Consider the following 26,848-nt stretch of genomic DNA (forward strand, 5'->3'; position numbering starts at 1 on the left):
CCTCTGTCGGCAGCACACCAAGCCTAACGCCTGGCGCAACCGGATTCATCCCGAGGCCCGCCCGACGTGGGCAGCCGGACGAACCGGACGTATCACTCAGCCATGCCCTTGCCGCGCCGGCCGACCGCCCGGGCGATCTCCTTGGCGGCGTCCCGTTTGGCCAGGTCCTGGCGCTTGTCGTACGACTTCTTACCCCGGGCCAGGCCGATCTCCACCTTGGCCCAGCCGTCGGAGAAGTAGACCTGCAGCGGCACCAGCGTCAGGCCGCTCTCCTTGAGCTTGCCCAGCAGCCGGTCGATCTCGATCCGGTTGAGCAGCAGCTTGCGGGTACGCCGCGGCTCGTGGTTGGTCCAGGTGCCCTGGGCGTACTCCGGGATGTGCATGGCGTGCAGGTAGATCTCGCCGTCACGCTCCTGGGCGAACGCGTCGACGAGCGACGCCCGCCCGGCCCGCAGCGACTTCACCTCGGTGCCGGTCAGCGCCATGCCCGCCTCGTACGTGTCGAGGATGGCGTAGTCGTGGCGCGCCTTCTTGTTGGAGGCGACCACCTTGCGACCCTTTTCCCGTGGCATCGGCGCCACCTCCCTCCCGGTCCGTCGCCGGCCACCGGCCGGCGAGCGAAGATCATGCTACCGGAACCACAAGGGCCCTCCCGCGCGGTTTATTCCGCGCGGGAGGGCCCTTGCCGGAGCCGGACGGGTGACTAGACCCGCAGGTAGAAGCGGAGCGTGACCCAGGCGGTGACCGCGCTGACCACGCCACCGACGGCGGCCATCAGCGGGAAGGTCAGGAAGATGTCGGACCAGGAGATCGGGGTGATCAGGCCCTCCAGGGCCGCCATCGAACTGCCGGCCGCGAGCACCTTCACCGCGATCAACGCCAGCAGGCCGAGGATGGAGCCGAACAGACCGGCCACCACCGCCTCCAGCACGAACGGCGCCTGGATGAACCAGTTCGACGCGCCGACCAGCTTCATGACCGCCACTTCACGCCGCTTGCTGTACGCGGCCACCTGGATGGTGTTCGCGACGAGCAGCAGGGCGGCGACGGCCATCACCATAGCGATCGCGAGCGCGCCGTTCTGGAAGCCGCTGAGCACGCCGAAGACCTTGTCGAGCAGCTTGCTCTGGTCGACGATCGTGTCGATGCCCTCGGCGGTCTTGTACTTGTCGTAGATCGCCTTGTACTGCTCGGGGTCGTTGAGCTTCACCCGGTACGACTCGGGAAGCTGGTCCGGCTTGACCGCGCTGACCAGGTCCGGGGCGTCGGCGTACATCTGCTGGAAGCGCTCGTACGCCTGGTCCTTGTTGACGTACGTCGAGTCCTTGACCAGCGGGTCCTGGTCGAGTTGCTGACCCAGCGCGTCGACCTGTTCCTTGGTGGCGTCGGTCTTCAGGAAGATCGAGACCTCGACGTTCTCGTAGTAGAGGTCCTTCATGTCGCCGACCTTCTGGTACAGAAGGCCGCTGCCGCCCAGCATGAACAGCGACACCGCCATTGTGATGATCATGGCGATGGTCATGGTGACGTTGCGCCACAGCCCGACCAGTACTTCGGACAGGACGTACTTCATCCGCATCGGGATATTCCTCCGGCTCTCCGGCGTGAGGGTTCGTCGTCAGGGTCTACGGAACGTCGTACGGCTCAGCCGTAGACGCCGCGGGCCTGGTCGCGCACGATGCGGCCGCTCTCGATCTCGATCACCCGGCGCCGCATCTGGTTCACGATGTTGGAGTCGTGCGTGACCATCACGACGGTCGTGCCGGTGCGGTTGATCCGGTCCAGCAGGCGCATGATCTCGATCGAGGTGTCCGGGTCCAGGTTTCCGGTGGGCTCGTCGGCCAGCAGGATCAGTGGCCGGTTGACGAACGCCCGGGCCACCGCCACGCGCTGCTGCTCACCACCGGAGAGCTCGTGCGGGTAGCGGTGCTCCTTGCCACCGAGACCGACCAGCTCCAGCACCTCCGGCACGACCCGGCGGGCGACCGCCTTCGTCTTGCCGATCACCTCCAGCGCGAACGCCACGTTCTCGTACGCGGTGCGGTTCGGCAGCAGCCGGAAGTCCTGGAAGACGCAGCCGATGGAACGCCGGAAGTGTGGTCGCTTCCAGGAACGCATCGACGTCACGTCCTTGCCGTTGACGACGACGCGACCCTTGTTGGGCGTGACCTCGTGCAGCAGCAACTTGATGATGGTGGACTTGCCGGAGCCGGATGGACCGATGAAGAAGACGAACTCGCCCTTCTCGATCGAGACGGACACGTTGTCGAGCGAAGGCCGGGACGCCTTCGGGTACGTCTTCGTCACTTGCTCAAGCTGAATCACGGGTCGGTAGTCTACGCGGTGTAACCGCAGAGCCAAGCCCCCAGGCCCGCCGAAGCGGTGCGCGTCATCGATTTACCCGGTCAGAACGGGATCGATGACGCGCTCAGTCCGAACGTGATCACGCACCGTCAGCGCTGAGCTGCTGCTGCTTCCGCCAGCGGATTCCCGCCTCGATGAAGCTGTCCAGGTCACCGTCGAAGACCGAGGACGGATTGCCCGTCTCCTGTTCGGTACGCAGATCCTTCACCATCTGATACGGGTGCAGGACGTACGAGCGCATCTGGTCGCCCCAGGAGCTGGTGCCGCCGCTCTTCAGGCCGGCCATCTTCTCCTCCTCCTCCTGCCGCTTGCGCTCCAGCAGCCGGGCCTGGAGCACCCGCATCGCGGAGGCCTTGTTCTGCAGCTGGGACTTCTCGTTCTGGCAGGTCACCACGATGCCGGTGGGGATGTGGGTCAGCCGCACCGCCGAGTCGGTGGTGTTGACGCTCTGCCCACCCGGCCCGGACGACCGGTAGACGTCCACCCGGACCTCGTTCTCCGGGATGTCGATGTGGTCGGTCTGCTCGGTGACCGGCAGCACCTCGACGCCGGCGAAGCTGGTCTGCCGGCGACCCTGGTTGTCGAACGGGCTGATCCGCACCAGCCGGTGCGTGCCGGACTCCACGCTGAGCGTGCCGTAGGCGTACGGCACCTTCACCGTGAAGGTGGCCGACTTCAGGCCCGCCTCCTCGGCGTACGAGGTCTCGTAGACCTCGGTCGGGTAGCCGTGCCGCTCGGCCCAGCGCAGGTACATCCGCAGCAGCATCTCGGCGAAGTCCGCGGCGTCCACGCCGCCGGCCCCGGCCCGGATCGCCACCAGCGCCTCCCGCGAGTCGTACTCGCCGGAGAGCAGCGTGCGGACCTCCATCTCCTGGATGGCCTTGGTCAGCCCGGCGATCTCCGACTCGACCTCGGTCAGCGCGCCCGGGTCGTCCTCCGCCTGGGCCAGCTCCAGCAGCACCCCGGCGTCGTCGAGCCGGGAGCGCAGGTCGCCGAGCTTGGTGATCTCGCCGTTGACGTACGACAGCTGCGACGTCACCTGCTGCGCCTTGGCCTGGTCGTCCCAGAGGTCGGGCGCGGAGGCCTCCTGCTCCAGCCGTGCCTTCTGCTCGCGCAGCTTGTCGAGGTCGAGCACGGCCTCGATGTTGCGCAGCGTGGCGTCGAGTTCCTTGAGCTGTTCGGCGTAATCGGCAGCGGTCACGACAGACAAGACTACTGCGTCGTTCCCTCAACCTGCTGCAGGTGGTCAGCCGACCGGCGCGGTCTTGAGCCAGGACAGCGCCGCCTTGTGGTAGGCGACGGCGAACTCCAGCGCGCTGGCGTCGTAGCTCTCGCCTTCCTTCTTGGCGTTCTTGACCTGCTCCCGCACCGCCGCCAGCGCCTCGGTGTGGTACTCGTTCGCCGTCGCGTAGAGGTTCTTGAGCTGGCTCGCCGAGTGCAGGTTGCCGAACGCCATCCGTAGCGCTATCGGGTTACGGATGGTGTCCTTGCCGGGATTCTCCGCCAGCCAGCGGGAGAATGTCCGTTTACCGGCAGCTGTCAGCGCGTACGGCTGACTCATGCGCGGCCCGGGCTTGCCGAGACGCACCAGACCCTTCTCGGCCAGGACCGGTAGCTCCCGGTAGACCTGACTGCGGGTCATCGACCAGTACGGCGCCAGCCGGCGCTCAGCCGCGGCCATCAACTGGCCGCCAGTCATCGGGCCGTCGTGCAGCAGGCCGAGCAAAGCTGCCGCCGTCGGGTTGACTCCGGAATCCGCCATGCCCTCTAAGCTGCCACTTTGTCGGCTCTGGCGTCCAGGATTTGCCTATTTCGGCACCCGCGGACCGGTCCGATGTGCACTGTCGGATGAGGAAGAGGGCCCGTCCCGGCCGGGACGGGCCCTCTTCGAGCGTCTCAGCCCATGTGCGGGTAGGTGTGATCGGTCGGCGGAACGAACGTCTCCTTGATCGTCCGAGGCGACATCCAGCGGACCAGGTTGTGCCAGGAGCCCGCCTTGTCGTTGGTGCCGCTGGCCCGGGCGCCGCCGAACGGCTGCTGCCCGACCACCGCGCCGGTCGGCTTGTCGTTGATGTAGAAGTTGCCGGCCGCGTACCGCATCTTCTCCGCCACCTGGTCGACCACCCGGCGGTCGGTCGCGAAGATCGACCCGGTCAGCGCGTACGGCGCGATCGACTCGGCCTGGGTGACCACCTCGTCGAAGCGGGCGTCGTCGAAGATGTGCACGCCGAGGATCGGCCCGAAGTACTCGGTGGTGAACGTCTCGTGCGCCGCGTCGGAGCACTCGAACAGCGTCGGCCGGACGAAGTAGCCGACCGAGTCGTCGGCGGTGCCGCCGGCCAGGATGCGGCAGGAGTCGTCACCCTTGATCAGCTCCAGCGCGGCGGTGTGCCGGCCGAACGCCTTGTCGTCGATCACCGCGCCGCCGAAGTTGCTGAAGTCGGTCACGTCGCCGTAGGTCAGCGAGTCCGCCGTGGCGGCGAGCCGGTCGCGCAGCCCGCCCTCCCAGATCGACCGCGGGACGTATGCGCGGGAGGCAGCCGAGCACTTCTGCCCCTGGTACTCGTAGGCGCCCCGGATCAGCGCGGTGTGCAGCGCGTCCACGTCGGCGCTGGTGTGCGCGACCACGAAGTCCTTGCCGCCGGTCTCGCCGACCAGGCGGGGGTAACCGCGGTAGCGGGCGATGTTGTCGCCGACGGTCTTCCACAGGTGCTGGAACACCTTGGTCGAGCCGGTGAAGTGGATGCCGGCCAGGTCCGGGTCGGCGAGCACCACCTCGGAGACCTCCTCGCCGCGGCCGGTGACCATGTTGATCACGCCGGGCGGCAGGCCGGCGGCCTCGAACAGGCGCATGGTGAAGTGCGCCGCGAACTGCTGCGTCGGGGACGGCTTCCAGACCACCGTGTTGCCGAGCATGGCCGGCGCGGACGGCAGGTTGCCGGCGATCGCGGTGAAGTTGAACGGGGTGATCGCGTAGACGAAGCCCTCCAGCGGCCGGTGGTCGAGGCGGTTCCAGACCCCGGGCGAGGACAGCGGCTGCTCGGCCAGGAGCCGCCGGGCGAAGTGCACGTTGAAGCGCAGGAAGTCGATCAGCTCGCACGCCGAGTCGATCTCGGCCTGCACGGCGGTCTTGGACTGGCCGAGCATGGTGGCCGCGTTGAGCGTGTCCCGCCAGGGGCCGGCCAGCAGGTCGGCGGCGCGCAGGAAGATCGCGGCCCGCTCCTCGAACGGCAGCGCGCGCCACATCGGCGCGGCGTCCTTGGCGGCCTGCACCGCGGCGCGGGCGTCGTCGTGGGTGGCGTGCCCGGTGACGCCGAGAACGTGCGCGTGGTTGTGCGGCTGTACCACGTCGATCGACGCGCCGCCGGCCATCCGCCGCTCGCCGGCGATCGTCATGGGCAGCTCGATCCGCTCGGCGGCCAGTTCGGCCAGCCGCCGCTGGAGCCGTTCCCGGTCGGCGCTGCCGGGCTCGTAGGAGTGGACCGGCTCGTTGAGCGGCTCGGGTACGGAGAACACGGCGTCCATCAACAGGCTCCTGGCGATCTCGACGGCGACGGCGAAACCGGACCCGCGGGCGCCGGCCGGGCGGCCGGACACCGGGGCGCCGCGGGGTGGGCGGCGGCGGGACCTGGCCCGATTCTGTCACGACAAGCCCTCGCCGGACGCGCCTCCCTGGCACACCGGACGGCCGGTTCATCTCCGGACCGTCGGCCCCAACCCGCCCGGATCCGACGAAACATCGGATCGCACCCCAGTTGGTCGACGATTCGTCGGCGCTTACTCGACCTTTGATCCAGCCCACCTCGGGGGTGGCGGTGTTCCGGGCCTCCGGGCGGCACCTCCCCGAGCTGGAGTCGACCAACGGCACCACACGGCCCGCCCGGCTGGCGGTTATCGGCCATTGATCCACTCCACCTCGGGGAAATGGCGGTATCCGGGCCCTCGGGATGCCACCACATCGCCGTACTGCAGTCGATCAACGCGCACACGGCACACGGCCCGCCCGAGGAGTGGTGATGCGCCGCGTACGCTGGATGACCGGTGACCTGCCCGGCCCGGCTCGGGGATCCGGCGACCGTCGAAGGGAAGACGATGAGCAACCAGCCCGGCAGCTCCACGGCCGCGGAGACGGATCAGCCCGAGACCGTCGGGCCGACCACGGGCGACGGGGCCACCGTCGAGACGTCCTCCGTCAAGGCGTCCTCCGGAGAGGCACCGTTGGCCGAGACACCGGCGGGAGAGACACCGTCGGGCGAGGCACCGGCGAGCGAGGCTCGGACGGCCGAGGACGCAGCCGGACACGCGCGTGCGGACGAGGGGACTGTCACCGGCGGTCGGCCGGAGTTCGCCCCGGGCGCGCTCGTACTCGCCCTGCTCTCGCTCGGATGGCTGGCCGCCATGCTCTGGTCGACCCGCGAGGCGATCCACTCGACCGCGGCCGGCGTCACCGCGATCAGCCTCTCCGCGTACGCGCTGCCCGGCGTCATCACCGCGGCGCTGGTCACCGGCGCCACCGTCGCCCTGGCCGCGACCAACCGGCTCGGCCGGGCCACGCTGCGGTTCCTGGCCGCCGTCGGGACCGGCTTGGTGGTCGGGCTGCTCGCCGCGGTGGCGATCAACCTGACGTACGCCGACAACGCCACCACGAACACGATCGCCGGGACCACGGCGGCAGCCGCGATCATCGGCGGCGCGATGGCGGGCGCGCGTCAGGCCCGGGTGGTGGGTGCGATCACCGCTGCGACGCTCACCGCGCAGATCTTCGTGGTGCTGTTCAGCCGCGCCCGGGACCCGCTGTCCGACCTGTTCGGCGCCGGGGAGACCCAGCAGTCGGTGCTCGACGCCGCCAAGTGGGTCTCGCGTACCGAATCGCTGCTCGCCGGCCTGCTCGCCGGCCTCGCCGCGTACCTCTATCTGACCTGGTCCCGCCGCCGGGCGGAGCGCCGTGACGGCGTGGCGTCGCCGCTGCGCTGGCCGGCCTACCTGGTGGCCGGCGCGGGCGCGGGCCTGCTCCTGCTGCTCACCGAGGTGATCATCCGGATCGGCGGCCGCGGGCTGCTCGACCTGGCCGCCGCGCTCAGCGAGGCCGACGAGGTCGCGCAGACCGCGCTCGGCACCTCGCGGGTGGACAACGGGATCTGGGTGCTCTTCGTAGGCGCGCTGACCACGCTCATCGTGTTCGGCCGCACGCTCGGCCCCCGCCCGGTCGAGGACGAGACGGACGAGCCGGCGGCGTCCTGAGCCGCCGGCTCAGCCGGCCTCGCGCAGCAGCAGGTCCAGCTCGGTCACGTCGTACCACTCCAGTTCGTGGTCCTCGGCGCCGTCGACGGTGAACTGGGCGTCGGGGTCCCCGGCCTGGGCCTCGGCCACCACCTCGACGGCAGCGGCCACGTCCTCGACCGCCTCCGCGCCGTCGACATGAAGCGCGGCGACCGACTTCACCGGCACCGGTCCGGCCGGCCGGACCACGCTGGACCCCAGCTCGCCGCCGACCCGTCCGACCGCCCGGGCGGGCAGGTCGGCCGAGACGACAACCCGTCGCCGGGGCGCGGCGGGGTCGCTCCGGAGCAGGAACAGCGCGTCCTGGGCGGCCCGGGTGAAGGCCACGTACTCCAGTTCCTCCTCGTCGCCCTCGGCGTACCACTCGCGCAGTTCCGGGGTGACCGCGTGCGCCGCCTCGGCGGTCAGCCCCTCCTCGCGCAGCCGGGCGAGCATGGGTACGGTCGCCGGCAGGTACACCCGGACAAGCTCGTCGGTCACCGGTCACTCCCGCATTCAGGCCACTCACCGGCGGACGCCGGCTCCGGGCGCCGATCATGCCGTACGCCAGGACCGTCATACACCCGGCATCCGCGCGGGTGAAGTCTCCCGCCGGTGTGTCAGGCGAACGGGCATGGGGCGATGTCAGCCGGTGATGGCAAACTAAGGCAAACGAAGCCAACCCCGGGAGTCACCGTGGAGTCGAGGTTCCTGCTGCTGTCCGACGTCGCCGCCGAGCTGAACGTCTCGGACTCGCAGGTCTACCACATGGTTCGCAGTGGCGAGCTGCCGGCGATCAAGATCGGCGGTCGGGGGCAGTGGCGGGTCGAGCGCTCCCGGCTGGAGGAATACATCGAGCGGAAGTACGCCGAGACGGCGGAGTGGGTACGCGGGAACCCGCTCGGTGAGCGCGACGAGGAGTGACCACCCGAGGACCGTCGGCCATTGACGACGGTGACGACATTCCGGGAAGATGAAGCCCTGTCGGAGGCAAACGAAGGCAAACGCAAGGATTCGAGATGGTCGACACCCGCCGTCCCCGCGCACCCCGCCCGCCGGTCCGTCTCCGGCCCGCCCCGCCGCTCGACCCGCCGTGCGTTGACGAGGAGCCGCTGTGGAGTCCCGTCGGGCAGCTCACCCTCGACCTGAGCGATCCGCGCCGCGGTGCCGCCGCACGCCCCGCCGGCCGCGCCCCGGACCCGGCACCCGCCTGGCCACGCTGGACCGGCACCCCCGCGTCAGCCCTCGCGTCCGCCGCACCCGAGGGAACGCGGGCCGCACACCGGTTCGTCCGCACCTTCCTGGAGATCGTCAACGGCTTCCGGCCACCCGGCCAGCTCCGGCCGCTCTGCGTGCCCGAGTCGGCCGGCCCGGTCGCGGCCGAGCTGACCCGAGCAGCCCGCCGGGTGACCCCGGTCCGCCGCCGTACCGCCCGGCCGACTCTGCTCCTGCGGCGTCTGCGGGTCTGCGAGCCCCGCGCGGGCGCGGTCGAGGCCACCGCCGTGTTCGCCGGCGTCGGAGGCACGAGCTGGGCCGTTGCGATACGCCTGGAACGCCGCCGAGGCACCTGGCTGTGCCTCGTCCTGGACGTCCTCTGAGCCCGGTCGTGGGCCCCCCGACCTGGCTCGACCGCGCCGCGGCCACCCGCGCCTCCACCGGCGCCGATCTTGCACTTCCGTCCCGTAGATAACGTCATGAATCGGGCATGATGAGGGCCGGAACTGCAAGATCGCGGGAGAGAGCGAGGGCCCCGGGGGAACCCAGGGACGGCGACGGGCCCCGGCCGGGAGGCCGGGGCCCGTCGTGGGCGTTCGGGGTCAGTTGCCGCCGTTGGGCGAGCCGTGGCAGCGCTTGTACTTGCGGCCCGAGCCGCACGGGCAGGGCGCGTTACGGGACGGGCCCTCGCCGCCGTCGACCTGGCCCGGGGCGGCCCGCCGGGCGGTGCTCGCCGCGACCGCCTGGCCGCTCGCACCGGCCGGAGCCCGGCGCGGCCCGGCGGCGGCAGGGCGCTCCGACTGCTGGCCGATGCCGAGCGCCGGCGCCTGCTGCTCGGGCCGCTCGATCACCGGAGCGCCGCGACCGGCCTCGCCGTCCACGGCGGGAGCGGAGTACTGCAGGCCCTGCTGCTGCGGCGCGCGGTTGAGACCCTTCGCCCGGATCTCCACCGGCTTCTCCAGCAGCTGCACCTCCTCGGCCTCCGGCTCGGCCTCCTCGACCTGCACGTCCAGGTTGTAGAGGAAGCCGACCGTCTCCTCCTTGATGCCGTCCATCATGGTGGCGAACATGTCGAAGCCCTCGCGCTGGTACTCGATGACCGGGTCGCGCTGGGCGTACGCCCGCAGGCTGATGCCCTCCTGCAGGTAGTCCATCTCGTAGAGGTGCTCGCGCCACTTGCGGTCGATCACCTGGAGCAGGACCATCCGCTCGAGCTGGCGGACCGCCTCCTCGCCGAGGCTCTCCTCGCGCCTGTCGTACGCGGCGTGCGCGTCCTCCTTCAGGCGGGCGAGCAGGAAGTCCTGGTCGATGCCCGAGCGGGAGCCGACCTCCTCCTCCAGCTCGTCGACTGTGACGCCGACCGGGTACAGCTGCTTGAGGCTGGACCACAGCTGATCGAGGTCCCAGTCCTCGGCGTAGCCGTCGCTTGTCGCGCCGACCACGTACGCGGTCACCACGTCGTCGATCATGTTGCGGACCTGGTCGGACAGGTCCTCGCCGTTGAGCACCCGCAGACGCTCGGCGTAGATCACCTGGCGCTGCTTGTTCAGCACCTCGTCGTACTTGAGGACGTTCTTGCGGATCTCGGCGTTCTGGCCCTCGATCTGGGCCTGGGCACTCTTGATCTGCCGGGTGACCATCTTCGACTCGATGGGCACGTCCTCGGGGATGTTGAAGCGGTCCATCACGGCCTCGACCGCGCCGGCCCGGAAGCGCTTCATCAGCTCGTCCTGCAGCGACAGGTAGAAGCGGGACTCGCCCGGGTCACCCTGCCGGCCGGCGCGACCGCGCAGCTGGTTGTCGATCCGGCGGGACTCGTGCCGCTCGGTGCCCAGCACGTAGAGGCCACCGGCGGCGGCGACCTCCTCCGCCTCGACGTCGCACGCCTGCTTCCAGGTCGGGAGGATCTCCTCCATCGCCTTGGCGTACTCCTCCGGCTGCTCGACCGGGTCGAGCCCGCGCTGGCGCAGCTCGTTCGCGGCGAGGAACTCGGGGTTGCCGCCGAGCAGGATGTCCGTACCGCGGCCGGCCATGTTGGTCGCGACGGTGACCGCGCCCTTGCGCCCGGCCTGGGCGACGATCTCCGCCTCCTTGGCGTGGAACTTCGCGTTCAGCACGGAGTGCGGGATGCCGCGGCGGCGCAGCATGTGCGACAGGATCTCGGAGTTCTCCACCGAGACGGTGCCGACGAGCACCGGCTGGCCCTGCTCGTGCCGCTCGGCGATGTCCTCGACGACGGCGTTGAACTTGGCCTTCTCGGTCTTGTAGATGACGTCGGGCCGGTCGAGCCGGACCATCGGCCGGTGCGTCGGGATGGTCACGACGCCGACCTTGTAGACCTTGTTGAACTCGCCCGCCTCGGTCTGGGCGGTACCGGTCATGCCGGAGAGCTTGTCGTAGAGGCGGAAGTAGTTCTGGAGGGTGATGGTGGCCAGGGTCTGGTTCTCCTGCTTGATCTCCACCCCCTCCTTGGCCTCGATCGCCTGGTGCATGCCCTCGTTGTAGCGGCGGCCGTGCAGGATGCGGCCGGTGAACTCGTCGACGATCAGGACCTCGCCGTCGTTGACGATGTAGTCCTTGTCGCGCTTGTAGAGTTCCTTGGCCTTGATGGCGTTGTTCAGGTAGCCCACGAGCGGGGTGTTCACCGACTCGTACAGGTTGTCGATGCCGAGGCGGTCCTCCACCTTGGCCACGCCGCGCTCGGTGATCGCGATGGTGCGCTTGGCGTAGTCGACCTCGTAGTCGCCCTCGCCGTCGGTGCCGGGCTGGAGCCGGGCCACCACGGTGGCGAACTCCTGGTACCACCGGGCGGAGTGCTCGGCCGGACCGGAGATGATCAGCGGGGTACGCGCCTCGTCGATGAGGATCGAGTCGACCTCGTCGACCACGGCGAAGAAGTGGCCGCGCTGGACCAGTTCGTCCTTCGACCAGGCCATGTTGTCGCGCAGGTAATCGAAGCCGAACTCGTTGTTGGTGCCGTAGGTGATGTCGCACTCGTAGGCCGCGCGGTGCTCGGTGGCGGGCCGGTTGGGCAGCACCACGCCGACGCGCAGGCCGAGGAACTCGTGCACCCGGCCCATCCAGGCGGCGTCGCGTTCGGCCAGGTAGTCGTTCACGGTGACCACGTGCACGCCCTTGCCGGCGAGCGCGTTCAGGTAGACCGGCATGACCGAGGTGAGCGTCTTGCCCTCACCGGTCTTCATCTCGGCGATGTTGCCGAAGTGCAGCGCCGCGCCACCCATGACCTGGACGTCGTAGGGACGCTGGCCGAGCACCCGGGAGGCCGCCTCACGGCACACCGCGAACGCCTCGGGCAGCAGGTCGTCGAGGGTCTCGCCGTCAGCGAGCCGCTCCTTGAACTGGTCGGTCATGCCGCGTAGCTCGTCGTCGCTGAGGTTGACGTAGTCGTCCTCGATCGAGTTGACGGCGGCCGCGATGGCCTTGAGCCGACGCACCATGCGCCCCTCGCCGGCGCGAAGGACCTTTTCCAGAATCGACACGGATCAACGCTCCCCTAGACGGTCTCGAACCATCGTAGGCGCTCGGAGGCGACGATGGTCACTGGTGGCGGCGGTCCGGGCTCCGGAACCCGACATAACGCCGCGACCGTGCGCCACCGGCCGCTAATCGGGTTACGCCGTGCGCGAACGATCCGGCACGATGGCTCGGATGGAGCCTGTGGAGATCATCGAGGACGGCCTGCTGCTGCGCCCCTGGCGTGCGGCGGACGCCGACGCGGTGCACCGCGCCTGCCAGGATCCGGACATCCAGCGCTGGACCACCGTACCTCGCCCGTACCTGCCGGAGCACGCCGCCGAGTTCGTGACCACGTTCAGCGCGACCGCCTGGGCCGAGGGCGCGGGCGCACCGTTCGCGGTCTGCGACGCCGGCACCGGGGAGCTGCTCGCCTCGTGCGGCCTGGTCTCCGTGGACCGCGAGCTGGACTCGGCCGAGGTCGGCTACTGGACCGCGCCGTGGGCCCGGGGCCGGGGCGTCGCGGTCCGCGCCACCCGCGCGCTCGCCCGCTGGGCGTTCGACGCGCTCAAGCTGCGCCGGCTCACCTGGCAGGCCGAGATCGGCAACCACGCCTCGCGGCTGGTCGCGCTGCGCGCCGGCTTCCGCGTCGAGGGTGAACTGCGGCTGGCCCACCCCAGCCCCGGCGGCCGTCCGGAGGGCTGGATCGGCTCCCTGTTCCCGGCCGAGCTGGCCGCGCCCGGCGACCCGGTCCCCTACGGGCCGGACACGCTGCAGGCCCGCCGCGCGGCGGTCTTCGGCCGCCCGCAGCCGGTCCTGTTCGCCACCGCCGGGGACACCGAGCTGCGGCTGCGCGCGCTGGAGGAGCGCGACCTGCCCGCGGTGACCCGCACCTGCCAGGACGAGCAGACGATCCGCTGGACCACGGTGCCGCACCCGTACCGGCCGGAGCACGCCGAGGGCTTCCTGCACGACCTGGTCCGCCCGGCCTGGGCCCGGGGCACCGCCGCGACGTTCGCCGTGGCCGACCCGGACGACAGCTACGTCGCCTCGATCGACCTGCGCATCCTCCCCAACGACCCGCTGGTGGCCGACGTGGGCTACATGACCGCGCCGCACGCGCGCGGCCGGGGTTATCTGCCGGCCGCGCTCACCGCCGTGTGCGCCTGGGGCTTCACCACGCTCGGCCTGGCCCGGATCGAGTGGCGGGCCAACGTGGGCAACACCGCCTCGCGGCGGGCCGCCGAGAAGGCCGGCTTCACCGTCGAGGGCACGCTGCGCGGCGGCGTCCAGCACCGCGGCGAGCGCCAGGACGCGTGGATCGGCGCGCTGCTGCCGGAGGACCTGGTGTGACGCCGGAGACGATCGAGGGGTACGGCGTACGGCTGCGGCCGTGCCACCTCGGGGACGTGCCGGACATGGTGGCCGGGTGCGCCGACCCGGAGACCCGCCGGTTCATGCCTCTGCTGCCCGATCCCTACGACGAGGACGCCGCCCGCTGGTGGATCACCGAGGGCTCGCCGGCGGCGTGGGCGGCGGGTGGGGCCGCGTACACGATCGCCGACCCGGCCACCGACCGGCTCCTCGGCAGCATCGGTCTGAGCCGGCTCAGCGCGGAGCGGGCGAGCTACGAGATCGGTTACTGGGTGGGTCCCGCGGCGCGCGGCCGGGGCGTGGCGAGCGCCGCCACCCGGCTGCTGACCGAGCGTGCGTTCGCCGCCGGGGCGGCCCGGCTGGAACTGCTCACCCGCGTCGACAACGTGCCGAGCCAGCGCATCGCCCTGGCCTGCGGCTACCGGCACGAGGGCGTACGCCGGGCGGCGGGCGCGAGCGCGGGCGGCGTACGCGAGGATCTGATCGCCTGGGTACGGCTGGCCGACGACCCGCCGGGACCGGTCGCCCGTCTGCTGCCGGACCTGCCCGGCGGCCGGCTCACCGACGGCGTGGTGACGCTGCGCCCGGTGGGGCCGGCGGACACCGACGTGCTGCACCGGCTGCACTCGCTGCCGGAGGTGGTGGCGAACCGAGTGCCGCCGGTGGCGCCGGAGCGGGCCGCGCTCGCGCGGCGCTGCCGGCTGGCGGCGAGCCGCTGGCTGGCCGGCGAGGCCGCCGACCTGGCGATCGTCGACGCGGTGACCGGCGCTGTCGTCGGCGGGTGCGCGCTGTTCTACGACGAGCCCGCCACCGGCCAGGCGATGATCGGCTACAGCCTGCTGCCGGAGGCGCGCGGGCGCGGGCTGGCCGCGCGTACGGTCCGGCTGGTCGCCGGGTGGGCGTTCGGCATCGGGGTGGCCCGGCTCTGGGCCGGTACCCGGCCGGACAACGTGGCCTCGCAGCGCGTGCTGGAACGGGCCGGCTTCCGGCGGGAAGGGCTGCTGCGCGGGCGGTTGCCCGGCCCGGACGGCGCCCGGGTCGACTCGGTGGTCTACGGCCGGCTCGCCACCGACGAGAACTGAGACGGGCCCCCGCGCATGCGGGGGCCCGTCTCACCGGTCAAGGGGTCACGTGTCGAGCTGGATGATCCCGTAGTCGTACGCGTGCCGCCGGTAGACCACGCTCGGGCGGCCGGACTCCTTGTCCTGGAACAGGTAGAAGTCGTGGCCGACCAGTTCCATCTGGAACAGCGCGTCGTCGACGGTCATCGGATCGGCGGGGTGGACCTTCGCCCGGGCGATGTGCCACGGCTGGTCGTCGGGTTCGACGTGACCGTCCTCGTCGGGACGTTCGGCGACGGCGGTGGCGGCGCCGTGGCCGTCGCGCGCCGCCAGGCCGGGCCCGTCGAGTTCGGCCACCGGCAGTCCGGCGGTCGCGGCGGCCACGGAGATCGGCGCGTGCCGCCCCCGGTGCACCCGGCGGCGGTCCGCCGCGCGGCGGAAGCGGGTGTCCAACTTGGCGATTGCGGCGTCGAGCGCGCTGTAGAAGTCGCTCGTGCAGGCCTCGGCCCGGATCACCGGGCCGCGCGTGACACAGGTGATCTCCACTCGCTGGCAGTGGTCCGCCTGGCGTGGATTGCGCTCGTGGAACAACTCGACGTCCACGCGAATGAGCTTCTGGTCGTAGCGTTCGATCTTCGCGAGCTTCTCGGCTACGTGCACCCGGTAATGGTCCGGCACTTCGACGTTACGGCCCTTGACCACGATGTCCACGTGACCTCCCTTGTTCGGACGGTCGTTCGGTCCGGAGAATCCGGTCGACCCGCCCGGGAGGGCCCCGCTCGGCGTCGACCGGTGGTGTTCGGCTACGCCTCCTTCCAGCGCCGGGGGAAGGTTGGCATCCTCTCTACCCCCGACACCGAAACGCTAACTCCTGTACCGCCAACCGTCACCCCTGGTTGCCGAAAGGGGTTGCGGAATTTAACACCTCATACACCATGGGGTGAAACGGATACACGAAGCGTCACCGAACGTGCCGCTTTTGCGTTGCGGCGAGCACGGCCGCGGCCTTTGGCGTCATTCCCGCGCGGTGCAACATCCGGCTCACCGCCGCGAGCGTCGCGCCGGTGGTGACGATGTCGTCCAGCAGCACCACGGTCCCGGCCGGGCGGTGTCCGGTCACGGGGCGGCGCAACCGGAACGCCGCCTCGGCCGCGGTGGCCCGTCCGGCGCTGTCCAGCGTCACCGAGTCGGGCCGGGACAGTGCCCGCAGCGGTCGCAGCACGCGCACCGGCCAGCCGGCCGCGCGCAGCCGGGACGCCGCCGGGCGGACCAGCCGGTCCAGGTGGTCGCCGTAGCGGGCCCGGGCGGCGCGGGCCGTGTCCGGCACCGCCACCAGCGTCACCGGGCCGGGCGGCCCCACCGCCTCGGCGACCACCTCCGCCAGCAGCGCGCCGAGCGGCCGGGCCAGCCCGTGCCGGCCCCGTTCCTTGTACGCGAGCAGCGCCTCGCGCAGCGCCCCGCCGTACGGGCCGAGCGCGACACAGGGCGGCAGGCCGGGCGGGGCCGGATCGGGCCGGGTGGGCGCGGGGCGCAGCGACTCCAGTTCGCGTACGCAGCCGGGGCAGAAGCCCTGCCGCAGCCGCGCCGCTCCCCCGCCGCAGCCGGCGCACCCGGCGGGCAGCACCAGGTCGGTCAGGTCCGACCAGAGCCCGCCCAGGTCACGCACGGCGGCTCAGTAGAGGAAGAACGGGGCGGTCGGGTTGGTCGCCCGGCTGCCGGCCGGCACGTCGAGCACCTGCTCCCGCTTGACGAAGTCGAACGGGTTGTTCCGCCAGGCCGCCCCGTCCGTCTCGAACATGAACGAGAACGCGGCCAGGCCCCGGTCGCTGCCGCCCGGATACCCGGCGAGCTGGGTGACCGGGGCGCCGATCTCCACCGCCAGCGGGGTCTCCCACACGCCGTCGACGCTGAGCTGGTGGATCGCCGAACGCCGGTCCGCCTCGTTGCCGGCCAGCACGAGTTCGTTCTCCGCCACCCAGTCCACCACCGTCACGCCGGTGAGCAGGGTGGCCACTCGGCGCGGCTGTCCCAGGTTGACCACGCCGCCGTCGACGCTGACCGCGGCGACGTAGAGCGCGCCGCCGCTGACCAGTGCGACCCGGTGGCCTTCGAGGGAACCGGCGACCGCCGTCACCGGGCCGGACACGGACAGCGCGATCTCGCTCATCCGGCCCGACCCGTCGAACCGGTAGAGCTTGCCGTCTGCCGCCACCAGGCCACCCGGCCGGGCCTTGGTCAGCGACCGCAGCCAGGTCGGGCGGCTCATCGCGCGGAACGTGCGGTCGCTCGCGTTGAGCGTGGCCACCGGCTCCGCGCCGGAGCCCACCTTGAGCCGCTTGCGGTTGTCGGCGCCGGTCACGACGAGCGCGGCCAGCACCTGTTCCTCGGCACGGGCGAGCGCGGCGGAGACCACGTTGCGGTTCTCCTCCGGCGGCAGCGGCACGGCGGCCCGCGGCTCGTTGCCGAACGCCAGTGGGCGTACGGCGCCGTCGTAGACGCCCAACCGCATCGGGTTCGCCCCGCGCGGGTACGCGACGACCGAGACGCGCTCCCGCCGGAGGTCGACGGTCAGCCGCTTCTGGTTCTGGATCTTGAGGTCGACCACGCCGTCCAGGTCCGACAGGGACCAGGCCAACTGGGTGCCGAGCCGGTTCAGCCGCTGCTCGTTGGCCCCCGGCATGTTCAGGTTGATCTCCCAGTGCCCGTCCGTCCCGGTCGCGTTGTTGATCAGCTGGGTGCCGTCGGGCAACCCGGTCACGCCGGCGGCCAGCCAATCCGAGGGGCGGTCCGCCAGCCACTTCATCACCTCGGTGATCCGCCGCTCGGTCGGCGCCGAGGAGAGCAGGTAGCGCTGGTCCGGCACCAGCCGGGTCTGGTCCGAGTTCCAGAAGTAGACGGTGCGGGGGCGGTAGTACTCACGCATCGCCGAGTCACTGGCCAGCAGCACGTTCGGCGCCTCGGTGATCAGCAGCCCGGTCCCGGCCGGCTCGGCGCGGCGCAGCTCGAAGACGTACTGCGTGTCGCTGGCCACCGGCGGCCCGAGCGTGCCGTCCGCCCGCAGCACGCCGACCTGCTGCACCTTGAGCGTCACCGTGCTGGTGCCCTGGTTGTTCGGCGGCGTGCTCTCCGGCTTCTCCCGCAGCCGCACCACGGTCAACTCGACCTCGCTGGTCTGCGGCTTGCCCGGGAGCAGGTCGCGGGACTCCTCGGCGAGGAACTTCCGGGCCCGGGCGTACGCCTGGTCGCGTTCCCCGGCCGCCGCCGCCCGCAGGTAGTTCTCGATGAACGGCACCGGCTCGCTGCTGTCGGCCGGTTCGGGCGGCCGGGCCGGACTGCCGTTGAGCGCTCCGCCCTGCGCGGCCGGCACCGAGCCGTCGATCTGGACGTCTGTCTCACCCGGGATGCCGCAGCCGACGAGCGCGGCCGGAAGCAGGGCGCCGGCCAGCAGCAGGGCCAGGGCGCGGCGGCTCACGGCCGGACCTCCGCCCGGTCGCCGTCGGCGGCGGGCTCCACGGTCAGCGTTCCGGCGTCGGTGCCCGGGCCGATGGCGAGCAGGCCGCCGTCGCGGGGACCGCCGAACGGCACCGTGGCGTCGGCCGGCACCAGCCGCAGCGGGGAGGTGGTGAGCCGGTCCCCGGCCCGGGCCGGCAGCGTGAGCCGGAACTGGGCGCCCTGGCCGGGCGCGCCCCACGCCTCCAGCCAGCCGCCGTGCAGGCGGGCGTCCTCCAGGCTGATCGACAGGCCGAGCCCGGTGCCGCCGGTCTGCCGGGCCCGCGACGGGTCGGCCCGCCAGAAGCGGTTGAACACCAGCTTCTCCTCCCCCGGCTTGAGGCCGACGCCGTGGTCCCGCACGGTGATCGCCACCGCGCTGCGGTCCTGACCCAGGGTGATCCGTACCGGTTTGGCCTCGCCGTGCTCGACCGCGTTGCCGACCAGGTTGCGCAGCACCCGCTCGACGCGGCGCGGGTCGACCTCGGCGATCACCGGAGTGTCCGGCAGGTCCAGCTCGATCGTGACCCCGACCCGCTCGGCCAGCCCGGCCAGCCGCTCGGTGACCCGGTGCACCACCGGCACCAGGTCGGTGGGCTCGCTGTCCAGCACCGCGAAGCCGGCGTCGAACCGGCTGATCTCCAGCAGGTCGGTGAGCAGCTCCTCGAACCGGTCCAGCTCGGCCTGGAGCAGCTCGGCGCTGCGGGCCACCGCCGGGTCGAACTCGTCCCGCTCGGCGAAGATCAGGTCGGCGGCCATCCGGACCGTGGTCAACGGGGTCCGCAGCTCGTGCGAGACGTCGGAGGTGAACCGGCGTTGCAGCCGGGACATCTCCTCCAGCCGGAGGATCTGCCGTTGCAGGTTCGTCGCCATCTGGTTGAACGAGGCGGCCAGCAGGGCGAGGTCGTCCTCGCCGTTCACCACCATGCGCTGGTCGAGCAGGCCGGCGGAGAGCCGCTGCGCGGTGCGCGCGGCCACCCGTACCGGCGTCACCACCAGGCGGGTGACCAGGGCGGCCAGCAGGCCGAGCAGGAGCACGAGCGCGACGCCGGTGGCGACCACCGTGGCCCGGGCGTCGGCCGCCGTCGCGTCCTGCCGGGCCAGGGGTACGAGGTAGTAGAGCTCGACCTGCCCGAACTTGGTGGGCACCGGGGAGCCGTAGACCAGGTATTTGGTGCGTTCGCCGCCGAGCGACCCGGTGCGGATCTGGTGGGCGACCTTGCCGGAGGCCACGGCGGCCCGCAGCTCGTCGCCGATCACCGTGCCGACCGGCACCTCGGGCGTGGTGCGCGGCTCGATGAACTCGGCGAAGTTGTCGGCGGTGATCGCCACCACGACGCCGCTGGTCTGCGTCGGGTCACCGCCGGCCAGGTAGTTCACCGTGCCGTCGATGGTGTTCTGGAGCTGCGCCTCCTGCGGCTGGCTGTAGAGGTTGAACTGCTTCGCCGCGTACTCGCTGCCGTTGCTCAGCCGCAGCCGCACGTCGGTCTCGGCGTTCTCCAGCAGGATGCTGGTGATCTTGTCGGCGATCAGGTAGGCGAAACCGCCCACCAGCAGACTCGACGCCACCAGCGTGATGGTGACCACACGCACCTGGAGCGACCGCCGCCAGGCCTGGTGCACCGCGGCGACCAGCCGGGCGACCCGGCCGCTCAGGGCGAGCCAGAGCGCCCGCACGGCGTGGAGCCGGCGGGGCTCGGCGGTCGGCGTGTCCGGCAGCGGGGTGGTCACCACAGTGCTGACCAGGCTATCCGGTACCCGCCTTGTAACCCACGCCCCGCACGGTCAGGATGATTTCGGGTCGCTCCGGATCCGGCTCGATCTTGGCGCGCAGCCGCTGCACGTGCACGTTCACCAGGCGGGTGTCGGCGGCGTGGCGGTAGCCCCAGACCTGTTCCAGCAGCACCTCGCGGGTGAAGACCTGGCGCGGCTTGCGGGCGAGCGCGACCAGCAGGTCGAACTCCAGCGGGGTCAGCTTCACCTCGTCGCCGTCGCGGCTGACCGTGTGCGCCGGCACGTCGATGGTGATCTGGTTGCCGGGCGGCCCGATCGTCAGCATCTCCGGGGCCACGTCCTCGCCCCGGCGCAGCCGGGCCCGCATCCGGGCCACCAGCTCCTTGGGCTTGAACGGCTTGACCACGTAGTCGTCGGCGCCGGACTCCAGGCCGAGCACCACGTCCACGGTGTCGCTCTTGGCGGTCAGCATCACGATCGGCACGCCGGACTCGCCCCGGATGGCGCGGGCCACGTCGATGCCGCTCATGCCGGGGAGCATCAGGTCGAGCAGGACGATGTCGGGTCGGTTGTCGCGGAAGGCGGCCAGCGCCCGTTCGCCGTCCGCGACGAAGGACGGCACGAAGCCCTCGCTGCGCAGCACGATGCCGAGCATCTCGGCGAGGGCGGGGTCGTCGTCGACCACGAGTACCCGGGCTCTCATGGGGTTTATCGTTCCATCCCCGTTCGTCTGGAGGGGTTCGGCGTCTCCACGGCACGGTAGCGCCGAGCGGGCCCGCGCACCACAGCAAGCGGCGTGGCCGCACAGCGTGGCGCGTCAGGGCGGACGGGTCCACCGGATGCGGACCCGCCGTGCAACCATGATCCCTCGGGCGCCGCGCCGCCCGCCACCTCCGCCCTGCCCGCCAGGAGTACGCGTGCCCGACGCCGGCCCGACCGCGGTGCTGCCGCGCCGTCCGCTGACCGTCGGCGAACTGCTCGACGCGGCAGTGCTGCTGCTGCGCGACCACGCTCGGGTGCTCGTCCCGCTCGCCCTCGTGCTGGCCCTCGCCGAGCAGGCGGTGCTCCACCCGCTGCGGCTGCTGGTCGAGGCCGACCCGCCGCAGTGGTGGCCGGCGGATTTCGGTGACTCGCTGCCCTGGTACTGGCTGCTGCTGGCGACCGGGCCGGCACCGAGGCGGCGATCATCGCGCTGCTGGGCGGCCCGGCCGCGCGCGGCGCCGGCGCGGCCCTGCTGGGGCGCCGTCCCGGGCCGGCCGAGCTGCTGCGCGGCTCCCGCCCTGGCGCCGCGCTGCTGGCCGCCGTCGCGGTCGGCCCCGTCGTCGCGCTCGCCGCACTGACCCGGGCGGGCTGGTTCCTGGCGTACGGGGCTGCTTCGGCCCTGGTGGTGCCGGTGCTGGTGCTGGACGGGGTGCCCGGACACCGGGACCGTGGCGGGCGATCCGCCTGGCGGGCCGGGTGAGCGCGCGGGCCGCCGCCGTCCGGCTGCTGGGCTACCTGGGCTGGTGGCTGATCCGGCTCGGCATCGGGCTGGGCGTCTATCACGGTCTCGGCATGCTGGGCCTGTTCGACGTGTCCGCCTGGGCGCTGCCGGTGACCGTCGCCGCCTTCGCCGCGGTGAACGCGCTGGCGTACCCGGCGCTGGCCTGCCTGGACGCGGTGCTGCACCTGGAGACCCGGATCCGCACCGAAGGGCTGGACATCCGGCTCTCCCGCGCGCCGGCGGGCGTACCGGAACCGGTCCTGCTGGCGGCGCAGCGGTGAGCCGGTGGTGGACCGAGACGGTCGCGGCCCTCGGTGACCTGCTGCCGCTGCCGCTGGCCGCGCTGATCCTGCTGGTGGTCGCGCTGCTGGCCGCCCTGGGCTGGTACTTCTTCCCGGCCTGGGTGCCCCGCCGGCTGCCCCGGTTCTCACTGCCCCGGCTGCGCCTGCCGCGCCTGCCCCGGCTGCGGCTGCCCCGCCTGCGCCGGCCCGCGCGCCGCCGCTCCGATCCGCCGCCGGTACGCGTGCCCGAGCCCCGGACCCCGGAGGCCGTGCCGGCCGGCGCGCCCGGGCTGGCCGACCGGCTCGCGGCCGAGGGCCGGTACGCCGAGGCGGTCCGGGAACGGCTGCGCGAGATGGTCCGGCTCCTGGTCACGCGGCACGTCGTGGAGCCCCGCCCCGGGCTCACAGTGGTCGAGCTGACCGAGGCGGCGGCCCGTGCCCGGCCCCAGGTGCGGCCGACGCTGCACACCGCCGGGGCGATCTTCTCCGACCTCTGGTACGCCCAGCGTCCCGCCACCGCCGCGCACGACCACCGGATGCGTGAACTCGCCGCCGACCTGCGTCGCGAGCTGACCGGGGAGGAGCCGCGATGACCGCCACCGTGACGCCGGTGGAGACGGCCACCGCCGCGACGCCGCGCCGTCGGCGGCACCGGCTGCTCGTCCCGCTCGGGCTGGCCGTGCTGCTGATCGTGACCACGCTCGTGCTGCACGCCGTCGACCGGCCCGACACCGACGAGCCCGGCTTCCTATCCCCGGTCGCCACCGACGACGACGGGGGCAGCCGCCTCGCCGAGGCGCTGCGCGCGCAGGGCGTGCCGGTGCGCCGGGAGACGGCGTTCGACGGGGTGCTGCAGACCGCCGGCATCGCTCCGAGCACCGTCTTCGTGCCCGCGCCCGGACTGGTGCACCCGGACCTGCTCGACCGCCTGACCGCCCTGCCCCCGGGCACCCGCCTGGTGTTCGTCGAGCCCTCCCCGCGGGTGCTCGCCGAACTGGACACGCCGGTCGAGCCGGCCGCCCGGCGCTGGGCCGCGCGGGCCGTGCCGCCGGACGCGGACGGCACGCCGTGCCCGCTGCCCGAGGCGGTCCGGGCCGGCACCGCCGCGATCGACCTGCAGCGCTACGCCGGGCCGGCCGAGGTCGGCCACTGCTACGGCGGCGCGCTGCTGCGCGTCCCCGGACGGGTCGAGGTGGTGCTGGCCGGCGCCAGCGACCCGTTCCGCAACGACCGGATCGGCGAGTGGGGCAACGAGGCCCTCGCCACCGGTCTGCTCGGCGGGAACCGCCCGCTCGTCTGGCTCGACCTGCCCGAGCCGGTACCGGCCCCGACCCGCCCGAGCTGGTCCCCGGAACCCTTCAGCGAGGAGCCCGCCCAGGGCGGCGACGGCGAACGGTCGGAACGGCCCGACCCGCCCGACCGCGCCGACCCGCCGTGGGAGAACCCGCTCTGGGGCGCCTTCCCGCAGTGGTTCTGGGCGCTCCTGGCGCAGCTCGCCCTGGCCGGGCTGCTCGTCGTGCTCTGGCGGGCCCGCCGGCTCGGGCCACCGGTGTCGGAGCCGCTGCCGGTGACCGTGCGGGCCGCCGAGACGGTACGCGGCCGGGCGCGGCTCTACCGCCGGGCGGGCGCCCGGGACACGGTCGCCGAGACGCTGCGCGCCGCCGCGCTGGACCGGCTCCTGCCCCGGCTCAACCTGCCTCCGGACACGCCCGACAACGAGGTGGCCGCCCGGGTCGCCGAGCACGCCGGCGCCGACCCGGAACGGGTGGCCGAACTGCTCTACGGCCCCGCCCCGGAGAAGGACCGCGAGCTGCTGGAGCTGGCCCGCGAACTGGACGCCCTGACCCGTACCCTGGCCCCGCATCCGAGCGAAGGAGACACCCGGTGACCGGACCCGTCACGACCACCGCCCCGTCCGGCGCCCGCGCCGCCCTGCACCGGCTGCGCGCCGAGGTGGCCAAGGCCGTCGTCGGGCAGGACGCCGTGGTCACCGGGCTGGTGATCGCGCTGCTCTGCCGGGGGCACGTGCTGCTGGAGGGCGTACCGGGGGTGGCCAAGACGCTGCTGGTGCGGACGCTTGCCGCCGCGCTCGACCTGGACGCCAAGCGGGTGCAGTTCACCCCCGACCTGATGCCCGGCGACGTCACCGGCTCGCTGATCTTCGACCAGCGCACCGCCGCGTTCACGTTCCGGGAGGGGCCGGTCTTCACCAACCTGCTCCTCGCCGACGAGATCAACCGGACCCCGCCGAAGACGCAGTCGGCGCTGCTGGAGGTGATGGAGGAGCGGCAGGTCTCGGTCGAGGGCGAGCGCCGTCCGCTGCCCGACCCGTTCATCGTCGCGGCCACCCAGAACCCGGTCGAGTACGAGGGCACCTACCCGCTGCCCGAGGCGCAGCTCGACCGCTTCCTGCTCAAGCTGACGGTGCCGCTGCCGGAGCGGGAGGAGGAGCTGGGTGTGCTCCGCGCGCACCACGCCGGTTTCGACCCGCGTGACCTGCGTGCCGCCGGCGTACGCCCGGTGGCCGGTGCGGCGGACCTGGCCGCGGCCCGGGCCGAGGTGCAGCGGGTGCACGTGGCCGAGCCGGTGCTCGGCTACATCGTGGACCTGTGCCGGGGCACCCGTTCCGCCCCGGCGCTGGAGCTGGGCGCGTCGCCCCGGGGCGCCACCGCGCTGCTGAACACCGCCAAGGCGTGGTCCTGGCTGGCCGGCCGGGACCACGTCACGCCGGACGACGTGAAGGCGGTGGCCCGGCCCACGCTGCGGCACCGGCTGCGGCCGCGCCCGGAGGCGGAGCTGGAGGGCGTGACCGTGGACGCGGTGCTGGACTCGGTGCTGGCCACCGTGCCGACGCCGCGATGACCTGGCGGGCGGGTCTGCTGCTCGGCGTGGGCGCGCTGACGCTGCCGTTCTGGCCGGCGCCGTTCGTCGGGATGGCCGTGCTGACCGTCGTGGTGCTGCTGCTGGTGGCGCTCGACCGGGCGATGGCCGCCCCGCCGCACGCGCTCACGGTGACCCGCTCCGGCGACCGTACGGTGCGGCTCGGCGGCACCGCCACCGTCACGCTGCACCTGACCAACCCGACCCACCACACGCTGTACGCCCAGGTGCGCGACGCCTGGGTGCCGTCGGCCGGGGCCCGCCTGGACGTGCCGCCGCAGCGCCTGCTCACCGTGCCGCCCGGTGGCACCGCCACGCTGCCGGTCCGGCTCACCCCCGACCCGGCGCGGCGACCGGCCCGCGGTGGCGCTGACCGTACGCTCGCTCGGGCCGATGCGCCTGGGCGCCCGGCAGCGCGCCGGGCAGCCCGCCACCCCGCCGTGGACGCTGCGGGTGCTGCCCCGGTTTCGACTCCCGCCGGCACCTGCCGGAAAGCTGGCCCGGCTGCGGGTCATCGACGGTTGCAGGTGACCCGGGGGACGCGGCCACGGCACCGAGTTCGACACGCTGCGCGAGTACGCGGTGGGCGACGACGTCCGTTCGATCGACTGGCGGGGCAGCGCCCGGCGCGCCGACATCCTGGTCCGCACCTGGCGCCCGGAACGGGACCGGCGCCTGGTCTGCGTGCTCGACACCGGCCGCACCTCGGCGGTCCGGCTGGGCGACGAGCCCCGGCTGGACACCGCCATCGACGCGGCGCTGCTGCTCACCGCGCTCGCGGCCCGCGCCGGTGACCGGGTGGACCTGCTGGCGGCGGACACCGAGATCCGGGCGCGGGTGACCGGCAGCGGCCGTCCGGCCCTGCTCGCCCGGCTGGTCGAGGCGGTGGCGCCGCTGGAGCCGACGCTCGCCGAGACCGACTTCGAGCTGATCGCCGGCGAGGTGCTGCGCCGGGAGCGGCAGCGCAGCCTGGTGGTGCTTTTCACCGCGCTGGAGGCGGGCGCGATCGGCGAAGGGCTGCTGCCGGTGCTGCCCCGGCTGGCGACCCGGCACCGGGTGGTGCTGGCCGCCGGCAGCGACCCGGTGCTGAGCAGGCTCGCCACTGCCACCCCGACCGGCCCGGACGACCCGTACGCGGCCGCGTCGGCGTGGCGGGCGCTGGCCGAGCGGGACCGGGTACGCGCCGCGCTGTCCCGCTACGGGGTGACGGTGGTGGACGTGCCGGCGCACCGGCTCGCCCCGGCCGTCGCGGACACCTACCTGCGGCTCAAGTCCCTCGGTCAGCTCTGACCGCGCGCCGGCCGAGCACCAGCGCGTACGCGAGGAAGGTCAGCCACACCGCGGCGCCGGCGGCCACCCGGAGCGCGACCGGCAGCGGCGCCGGGGTGACGAACGCCTCGACCAGCGCGGAGACCGCGAACAGGCCGACCAGCCCGGCCGCGACCACGACGGCGAGCCGGCCGGCCTCGGCGACCGCCCGGCCGCGCCCGAGGTCCGCGGGCGGGGCGATCCAGGCCCAGGCGGTACGCAGTCCGACCCCGGCGGCGACGTAGATGCCGGTCAGTTCCAGCAGGCCGTGCGGTGTGATCAGGCCGAAGAAGACGTCCCCCCGGCCGTAGGCGACCATCACGCCGCCGACCACGCCGATGTTCAGCGCGTTCTGCCACAGCAGCCAGAGCACCGGCACCACGAGCACGCCGGCGGCCAGGCACTGGGCGGCCAGCCAGGCGTTGTGCGTCCACAGGTGGAACGCGAAGGTGGGCGCGGCGAACTCGGTGTAGTAGCCGGCGAAACCGGAGTCGACGAGTTCCCGGGCGGCTTCGTCGCCGACGAACGCGGCGGCGGTGTCCGGGTTGCCGGCGACGAACCAGATGAGGAACGCGGTGAGCAGGCTGAACCCGGTGGCCACGCCGCACCACCACGGCCAGGCCCGGTAGAGGGCGGCGGGCAGGTCGGCGGCCAGGAACCGGCCCACCGCCGCCCAGGAGAACCGCTGACGGCCGGTGACCCGGGCGCGGGCCGCGAGGACCAGGTGGGACAGGCGGTTGACCAGCGCCGGCTCGGGCGCCCGGGCGCGCAGGGCGGACAGGTGCGTGGCGCTGCGCTGGTAGAGCGCCACCAGCTCGTCGACCTCTGCCGCGTCGAGGCGACGCCGCCCGGTCAGGTACTCCAGCCGCCGCCATTCGGCGTTGTGTTCGGCCACGTACGCATCGAGATCCACTCGCCCTCCCCCG

At 72.8% G+C, this 26,848-nt stretch carries 26 protein-coding genes; 12 read left to right on the forward strand and 14 right to left on the reverse strand.

The features are described from left to right. Window positions 1-92: 92 nt before the first annotated feature. The 6 genes from smpB to pruA all read right to left on the reverse strand — a co-directional run bounded on the left by smpB (window position 93) and on the right by pruA (window position 5,889). Window positions 93-572: an SsrA-binding protein SmpB gene (smpB, locus tag MCBG_RS14960; protein WP_030501421.1), complete on the reverse strand. Its 480-nt coding sequence runs from the start codon at window positions 570-572 to the stop codon at window positions 93-95. A 131-nt stretch (window positions 573-703) separates the two neighbouring features. Next, window positions 704-1,579, reverse strand: a complete 876-nt coding sequence (gene ftsX / locus MCBG_RS14965; protein ID WP_030501420.1) for a permease-like cell division protein FtsX — start codon at window positions 1,577-1,579, stop codon at window positions 704-706. A gap of 65 nt (window positions 1,580-1,644) precedes the next feature. Continuing rightward, the gene (ftsE, locus tag MCBG_RS14970) at window positions 1,645-2,325 is read right to left on the reverse strand and encodes a cell division ATP-binding protein FtsE (protein WP_013284225.1); all 681 of its coding nucleotides are present in this window, start codon (window positions 2,323-2,325) and stop codon (window positions 1,645-1,647) included. 118 nt (window positions 2,326-2,443) lie between these two features. After that, window positions 2,444-3,565, reverse strand: a complete 1,122-nt coding sequence (gene prfB / locus MCBG_RS14975) for a peptide chain release factor 2 (protein WP_043326373.1) — start codon at window positions 3,563-3,565, stop codon at window positions 2,444-2,446. A gap of 45 nt (window positions 3,566-3,610) precedes the next feature. After that, window positions 3,611-4,126 (reverse strand): PadR family transcriptional regulator, encoded by a 516-nt coding sequence (locus MCBG_RS14980; protein WP_043326375.1) that lies wholly within the window; start codon window positions 4,124-4,126, stop codon window positions 3,611-3,613. Between the two features lie 134 nt (window positions 4,127-4,260). After that, on the reverse strand, window positions 4,261-5,889 hold the full coding sequence (pruA, locus tag MCBG_RS14985) for an L-glutamate gamma-semialdehyde dehydrogenase (RefSeq protein ID WP_043330626.1): 1,629 nt from the start codon (window positions 5,887-5,889) through the stop codon (window positions 4,261-4,263). A gap of 567 nt (window positions 5,890-6,456) precedes the next feature. On the opposite strand from pruA, the gene MCBG_RS14990 reads away from it, so the two are divergent. Beyond that, window positions 6,457-7,605 carry a hypothetical protein gene (locus tag MCBG_RS14990; protein WP_043330628.1) on the forward strand — a complete coding sequence of 383 codons (1,149 nt, stop codon included), beginning with the start codon at window positions 6,457-6,459 and terminating at the stop codon, window positions 7,603-7,605. Between the two features lie 9 nt (window positions 7,606-7,614). On the opposite strand, the gene MCBG_RS14995 is transcribed toward MCBG_RS14990, so the two are convergent. Next, on the reverse strand, window positions 7,615-8,124 hold the full coding sequence (locus MCBG_RS14995) for a DUF6912 family protein (RefSeq protein WP_043326377.1): 510 nt from the start codon (window positions 8,122-8,124) through the stop codon (window positions 7,615-7,617). A gap of 141 nt (window positions 8,125-8,265) precedes the next feature. On the opposite strand from MCBG_RS14995, the gene MCBG_RS15000 reads away from it, so the two are divergent. Both MCBG_RS15000 and MCBG_RS15005 read left to right on the forward strand, forming a co-directional pair. Further along, window positions 8,266-8,547, forward strand: coding sequence for a helix-turn-helix domain-containing protein (locus tag MCBG_RS15000; RefSeq protein WP_247660237.1), 282 nt, complete (start codon window positions 8,266-8,268; stop codon window positions 8,545-8,547). A gap of 95 nt (window positions 8,548-8,642) precedes the next feature. After that, the gene (locus MCBG_RS15005) at window positions 8,643-9,221 is read left to right on the forward strand and encodes an Rv3235 family protein (RefSeq protein WP_043326379.1); all 579 of its coding nucleotides are present in this window, start codon (window positions 8,643-8,645) and stop codon (window positions 9,219-9,221) included. Window positions 9,222-9,440: 219 nt separating this feature from the next. Here the strand turns inward: MCBG_RS15005 and secA are convergent, their stop codons facing one another. Further along, window positions 9,441-12,338, reverse strand: coding sequence for a preprotein translocase subunit SecA (gene secA / locus MCBG_RS15010; RefSeq protein ID WP_043326381.1), 2,898 nt, complete (start codon window positions 12,336-12,338; stop codon window positions 9,441-9,443). Window positions 12,339-12,507: 169 nt separating this feature from the next. Here secA and MCBG_RS15015 point away from each other — a divergent pair, with 169 nt between their 5' ends. After that, window positions 12,508-13,665, forward strand: a complete 1,158-nt coding sequence (locus MCBG_RS15015; protein WP_043326382.1) for a GNAT family N-acetyltransferase — start codon at window positions 12,508-12,510, stop codon at window positions 13,663-13,665. After that, window positions 13,662-14,768: a GNAT family N-acetyltransferase gene (locus MCBG_RS15020; protein ID WP_043326385.1), complete on the forward strand. Its 1,107-nt coding sequence runs from the start codon at window positions 13,662-13,664 to the stop codon at window positions 14,766-14,768. Before MCBG_RS15015 ends, MCBG_RS15020 begins: the two co-directional genes overlap by 4 nt. Before the next feature lie 45 nt (window positions 14,769-14,813). Here MCBG_RS15020 and hpf read toward each other — a convergent pair whose 3' ends face one another. The 5 genes from hpf to mtrA all read right to left on the reverse strand — a co-directional run bounded on the left by hpf (window position 14,814) and on the right by mtrA (window position 20,673). Beyond that, the gene (gene hpf, locus MCBG_RS15025) at window positions 14,814-15,458 is read right to left on the reverse strand and encodes a ribosome hibernation-promoting factor, HPF/YfiA family (RefSeq protein WP_043326386.1); all 645 of its coding nucleotides are present in this window, start codon (window positions 15,456-15,458) and stop codon (window positions 14,814-14,816) included. A gap of 250 nt (window positions 15,459-15,708) precedes the next feature. After that, window positions 15,709-16,413, reverse strand: a complete 705-nt coding sequence (locus MCBG_RS15030) for a ComF family protein (protein ID WP_043326388.1) — start codon at window positions 16,411-16,413, stop codon at window positions 15,709-15,711. Between the two features lie 6 nt (window positions 16,414-16,419). Beyond that, a complete protein-coding gene (locus tag MCBG_RS15035; protein WP_043326390.1) occupies window positions 16,420-18,219 on the reverse strand; it encodes an LpqB family beta-propeller domain-containing protein in 1,800 nt (599 codons plus the stop codon). Further along, window positions 18,216-19,967, reverse strand: a complete 1,752-nt coding sequence (mtrB, locus tag MCBG_RS15040) for an MtrAB system histidine kinase MtrB (protein ID WP_369799310.1) — start codon at window positions 19,965-19,967, stop codon at window positions 18,216-18,218. The genes MCBG_RS15035 and mtrB overlap by 4 nt, the downstream gene beginning before the upstream one ends. Window positions 19,968-19,983: 16 nt before the next feature. Continuing rightward, window positions 19,984-20,673, reverse strand: coding sequence for an MtrAB system response regulator MtrA (gene mtrA / locus MCBG_RS15045; protein WP_030501405.1), 690 nt, complete (start codon window positions 20,671-20,673; stop codon window positions 19,984-19,986). A 214-nt stretch (window positions 20,674-20,887) separates the two neighbouring features. Here mtrA and MCBG_RS34090 point away from each other — a divergent pair, with 214 nt between their 5' ends. From MCBG_RS34090 to MCBG_RS35230, 7 genes are all read left to right on the forward strand, one after another. Next, on the forward strand, window positions 20,888-21,310 hold the full coding sequence (locus tag MCBG_RS34090) for a hypothetical protein (RefSeq protein WP_223201229.1): 423 nt from the start codon (window positions 20,888-20,890) through the stop codon (window positions 21,308-21,310). Between the two features lie 118 nt (window positions 21,311-21,428). Continuing rightward, on the forward strand, window positions 21,429-21,734 hold the full coding sequence (locus MCBG_RS34095) for a hypothetical protein (protein WP_223201230.1): 306 nt from the start codon (window positions 21,429-21,431) through the stop codon (window positions 21,732-21,734). Continuing rightward, window positions 21,731-22,327, forward strand: coding sequence for a DUF4129 domain-containing protein (locus MCBG_RS15055; RefSeq protein WP_043326392.1), 597 nt, complete (start codon window positions 21,731-21,733; stop codon window positions 22,325-22,327). Before MCBG_RS34095 ends, MCBG_RS15055 begins: the two co-directional genes overlap by 4 nt. Next, complete coding sequence (locus MCBG_RS15060; protein ID WP_043326394.1) at window positions 22,324-23,622, forward strand: DUF4350 domain-containing protein; 1,299 nt, start codon at window positions 22,324-22,326, stop codon at window positions 23,620-23,622. The genes MCBG_RS15055 and MCBG_RS15060 overlap by 4 nt, the downstream gene beginning before the upstream one ends. Next, window positions 23,619-24,596, forward strand: coding sequence for an AAA family ATPase (locus tag MCBG_RS15065; RefSeq protein WP_030501401.1), 978 nt, complete (start codon window positions 23,619-23,621; stop codon window positions 24,594-24,596). The genes MCBG_RS15060 and MCBG_RS15065 overlap by 4 nt, the downstream gene beginning before the upstream one ends. Window positions 24,597-24,917: 321 nt before the next feature. Then, the gene (locus MCBG_RS35225; protein ID WP_223201231.1) at window positions 24,918-25,145 is read left to right on the forward strand and encodes a hypothetical protein; all 228 of its coding nucleotides are present in this window, start codon (window positions 24,918-24,920) and stop codon (window positions 25,143-25,145) included. A gap of 51 nt (window positions 25,146-25,196) precedes the next feature. Beyond that, window positions 25,197-25,904, forward strand: coding sequence for a DUF58 domain-containing protein (locus MCBG_RS35230; protein WP_255358606.1), 708 nt, complete (start codon window positions 25,197-25,199; stop codon window positions 25,902-25,904). On the opposite strand, the gene MCBG_RS15075 is transcribed toward MCBG_RS35230, so the two are convergent. After that, window positions 25,882-26,835: a stage II sporulation protein M gene (locus MCBG_RS15075; protein ID WP_043326396.1), complete on the reverse strand. Its 954-nt coding sequence runs from the start codon at window positions 26,833-26,835 to the stop codon at window positions 25,882-25,884. The genes MCBG_RS35230 and MCBG_RS15075 overlap by 23 nt on opposite strands. Between the last annotated feature and the right edge of the window lie 13 nt (window positions 26,836-26,848).

The sequence above is a fragment of the Micromonospora sp. M42 genome, assembly GCF_000568915.1.
Lineage (GTDB): Bacteria > Actinomycetota > Actinomycetes > Mycobacteriales > Micromonosporaceae > Micromonospora > Micromonospora chalcea.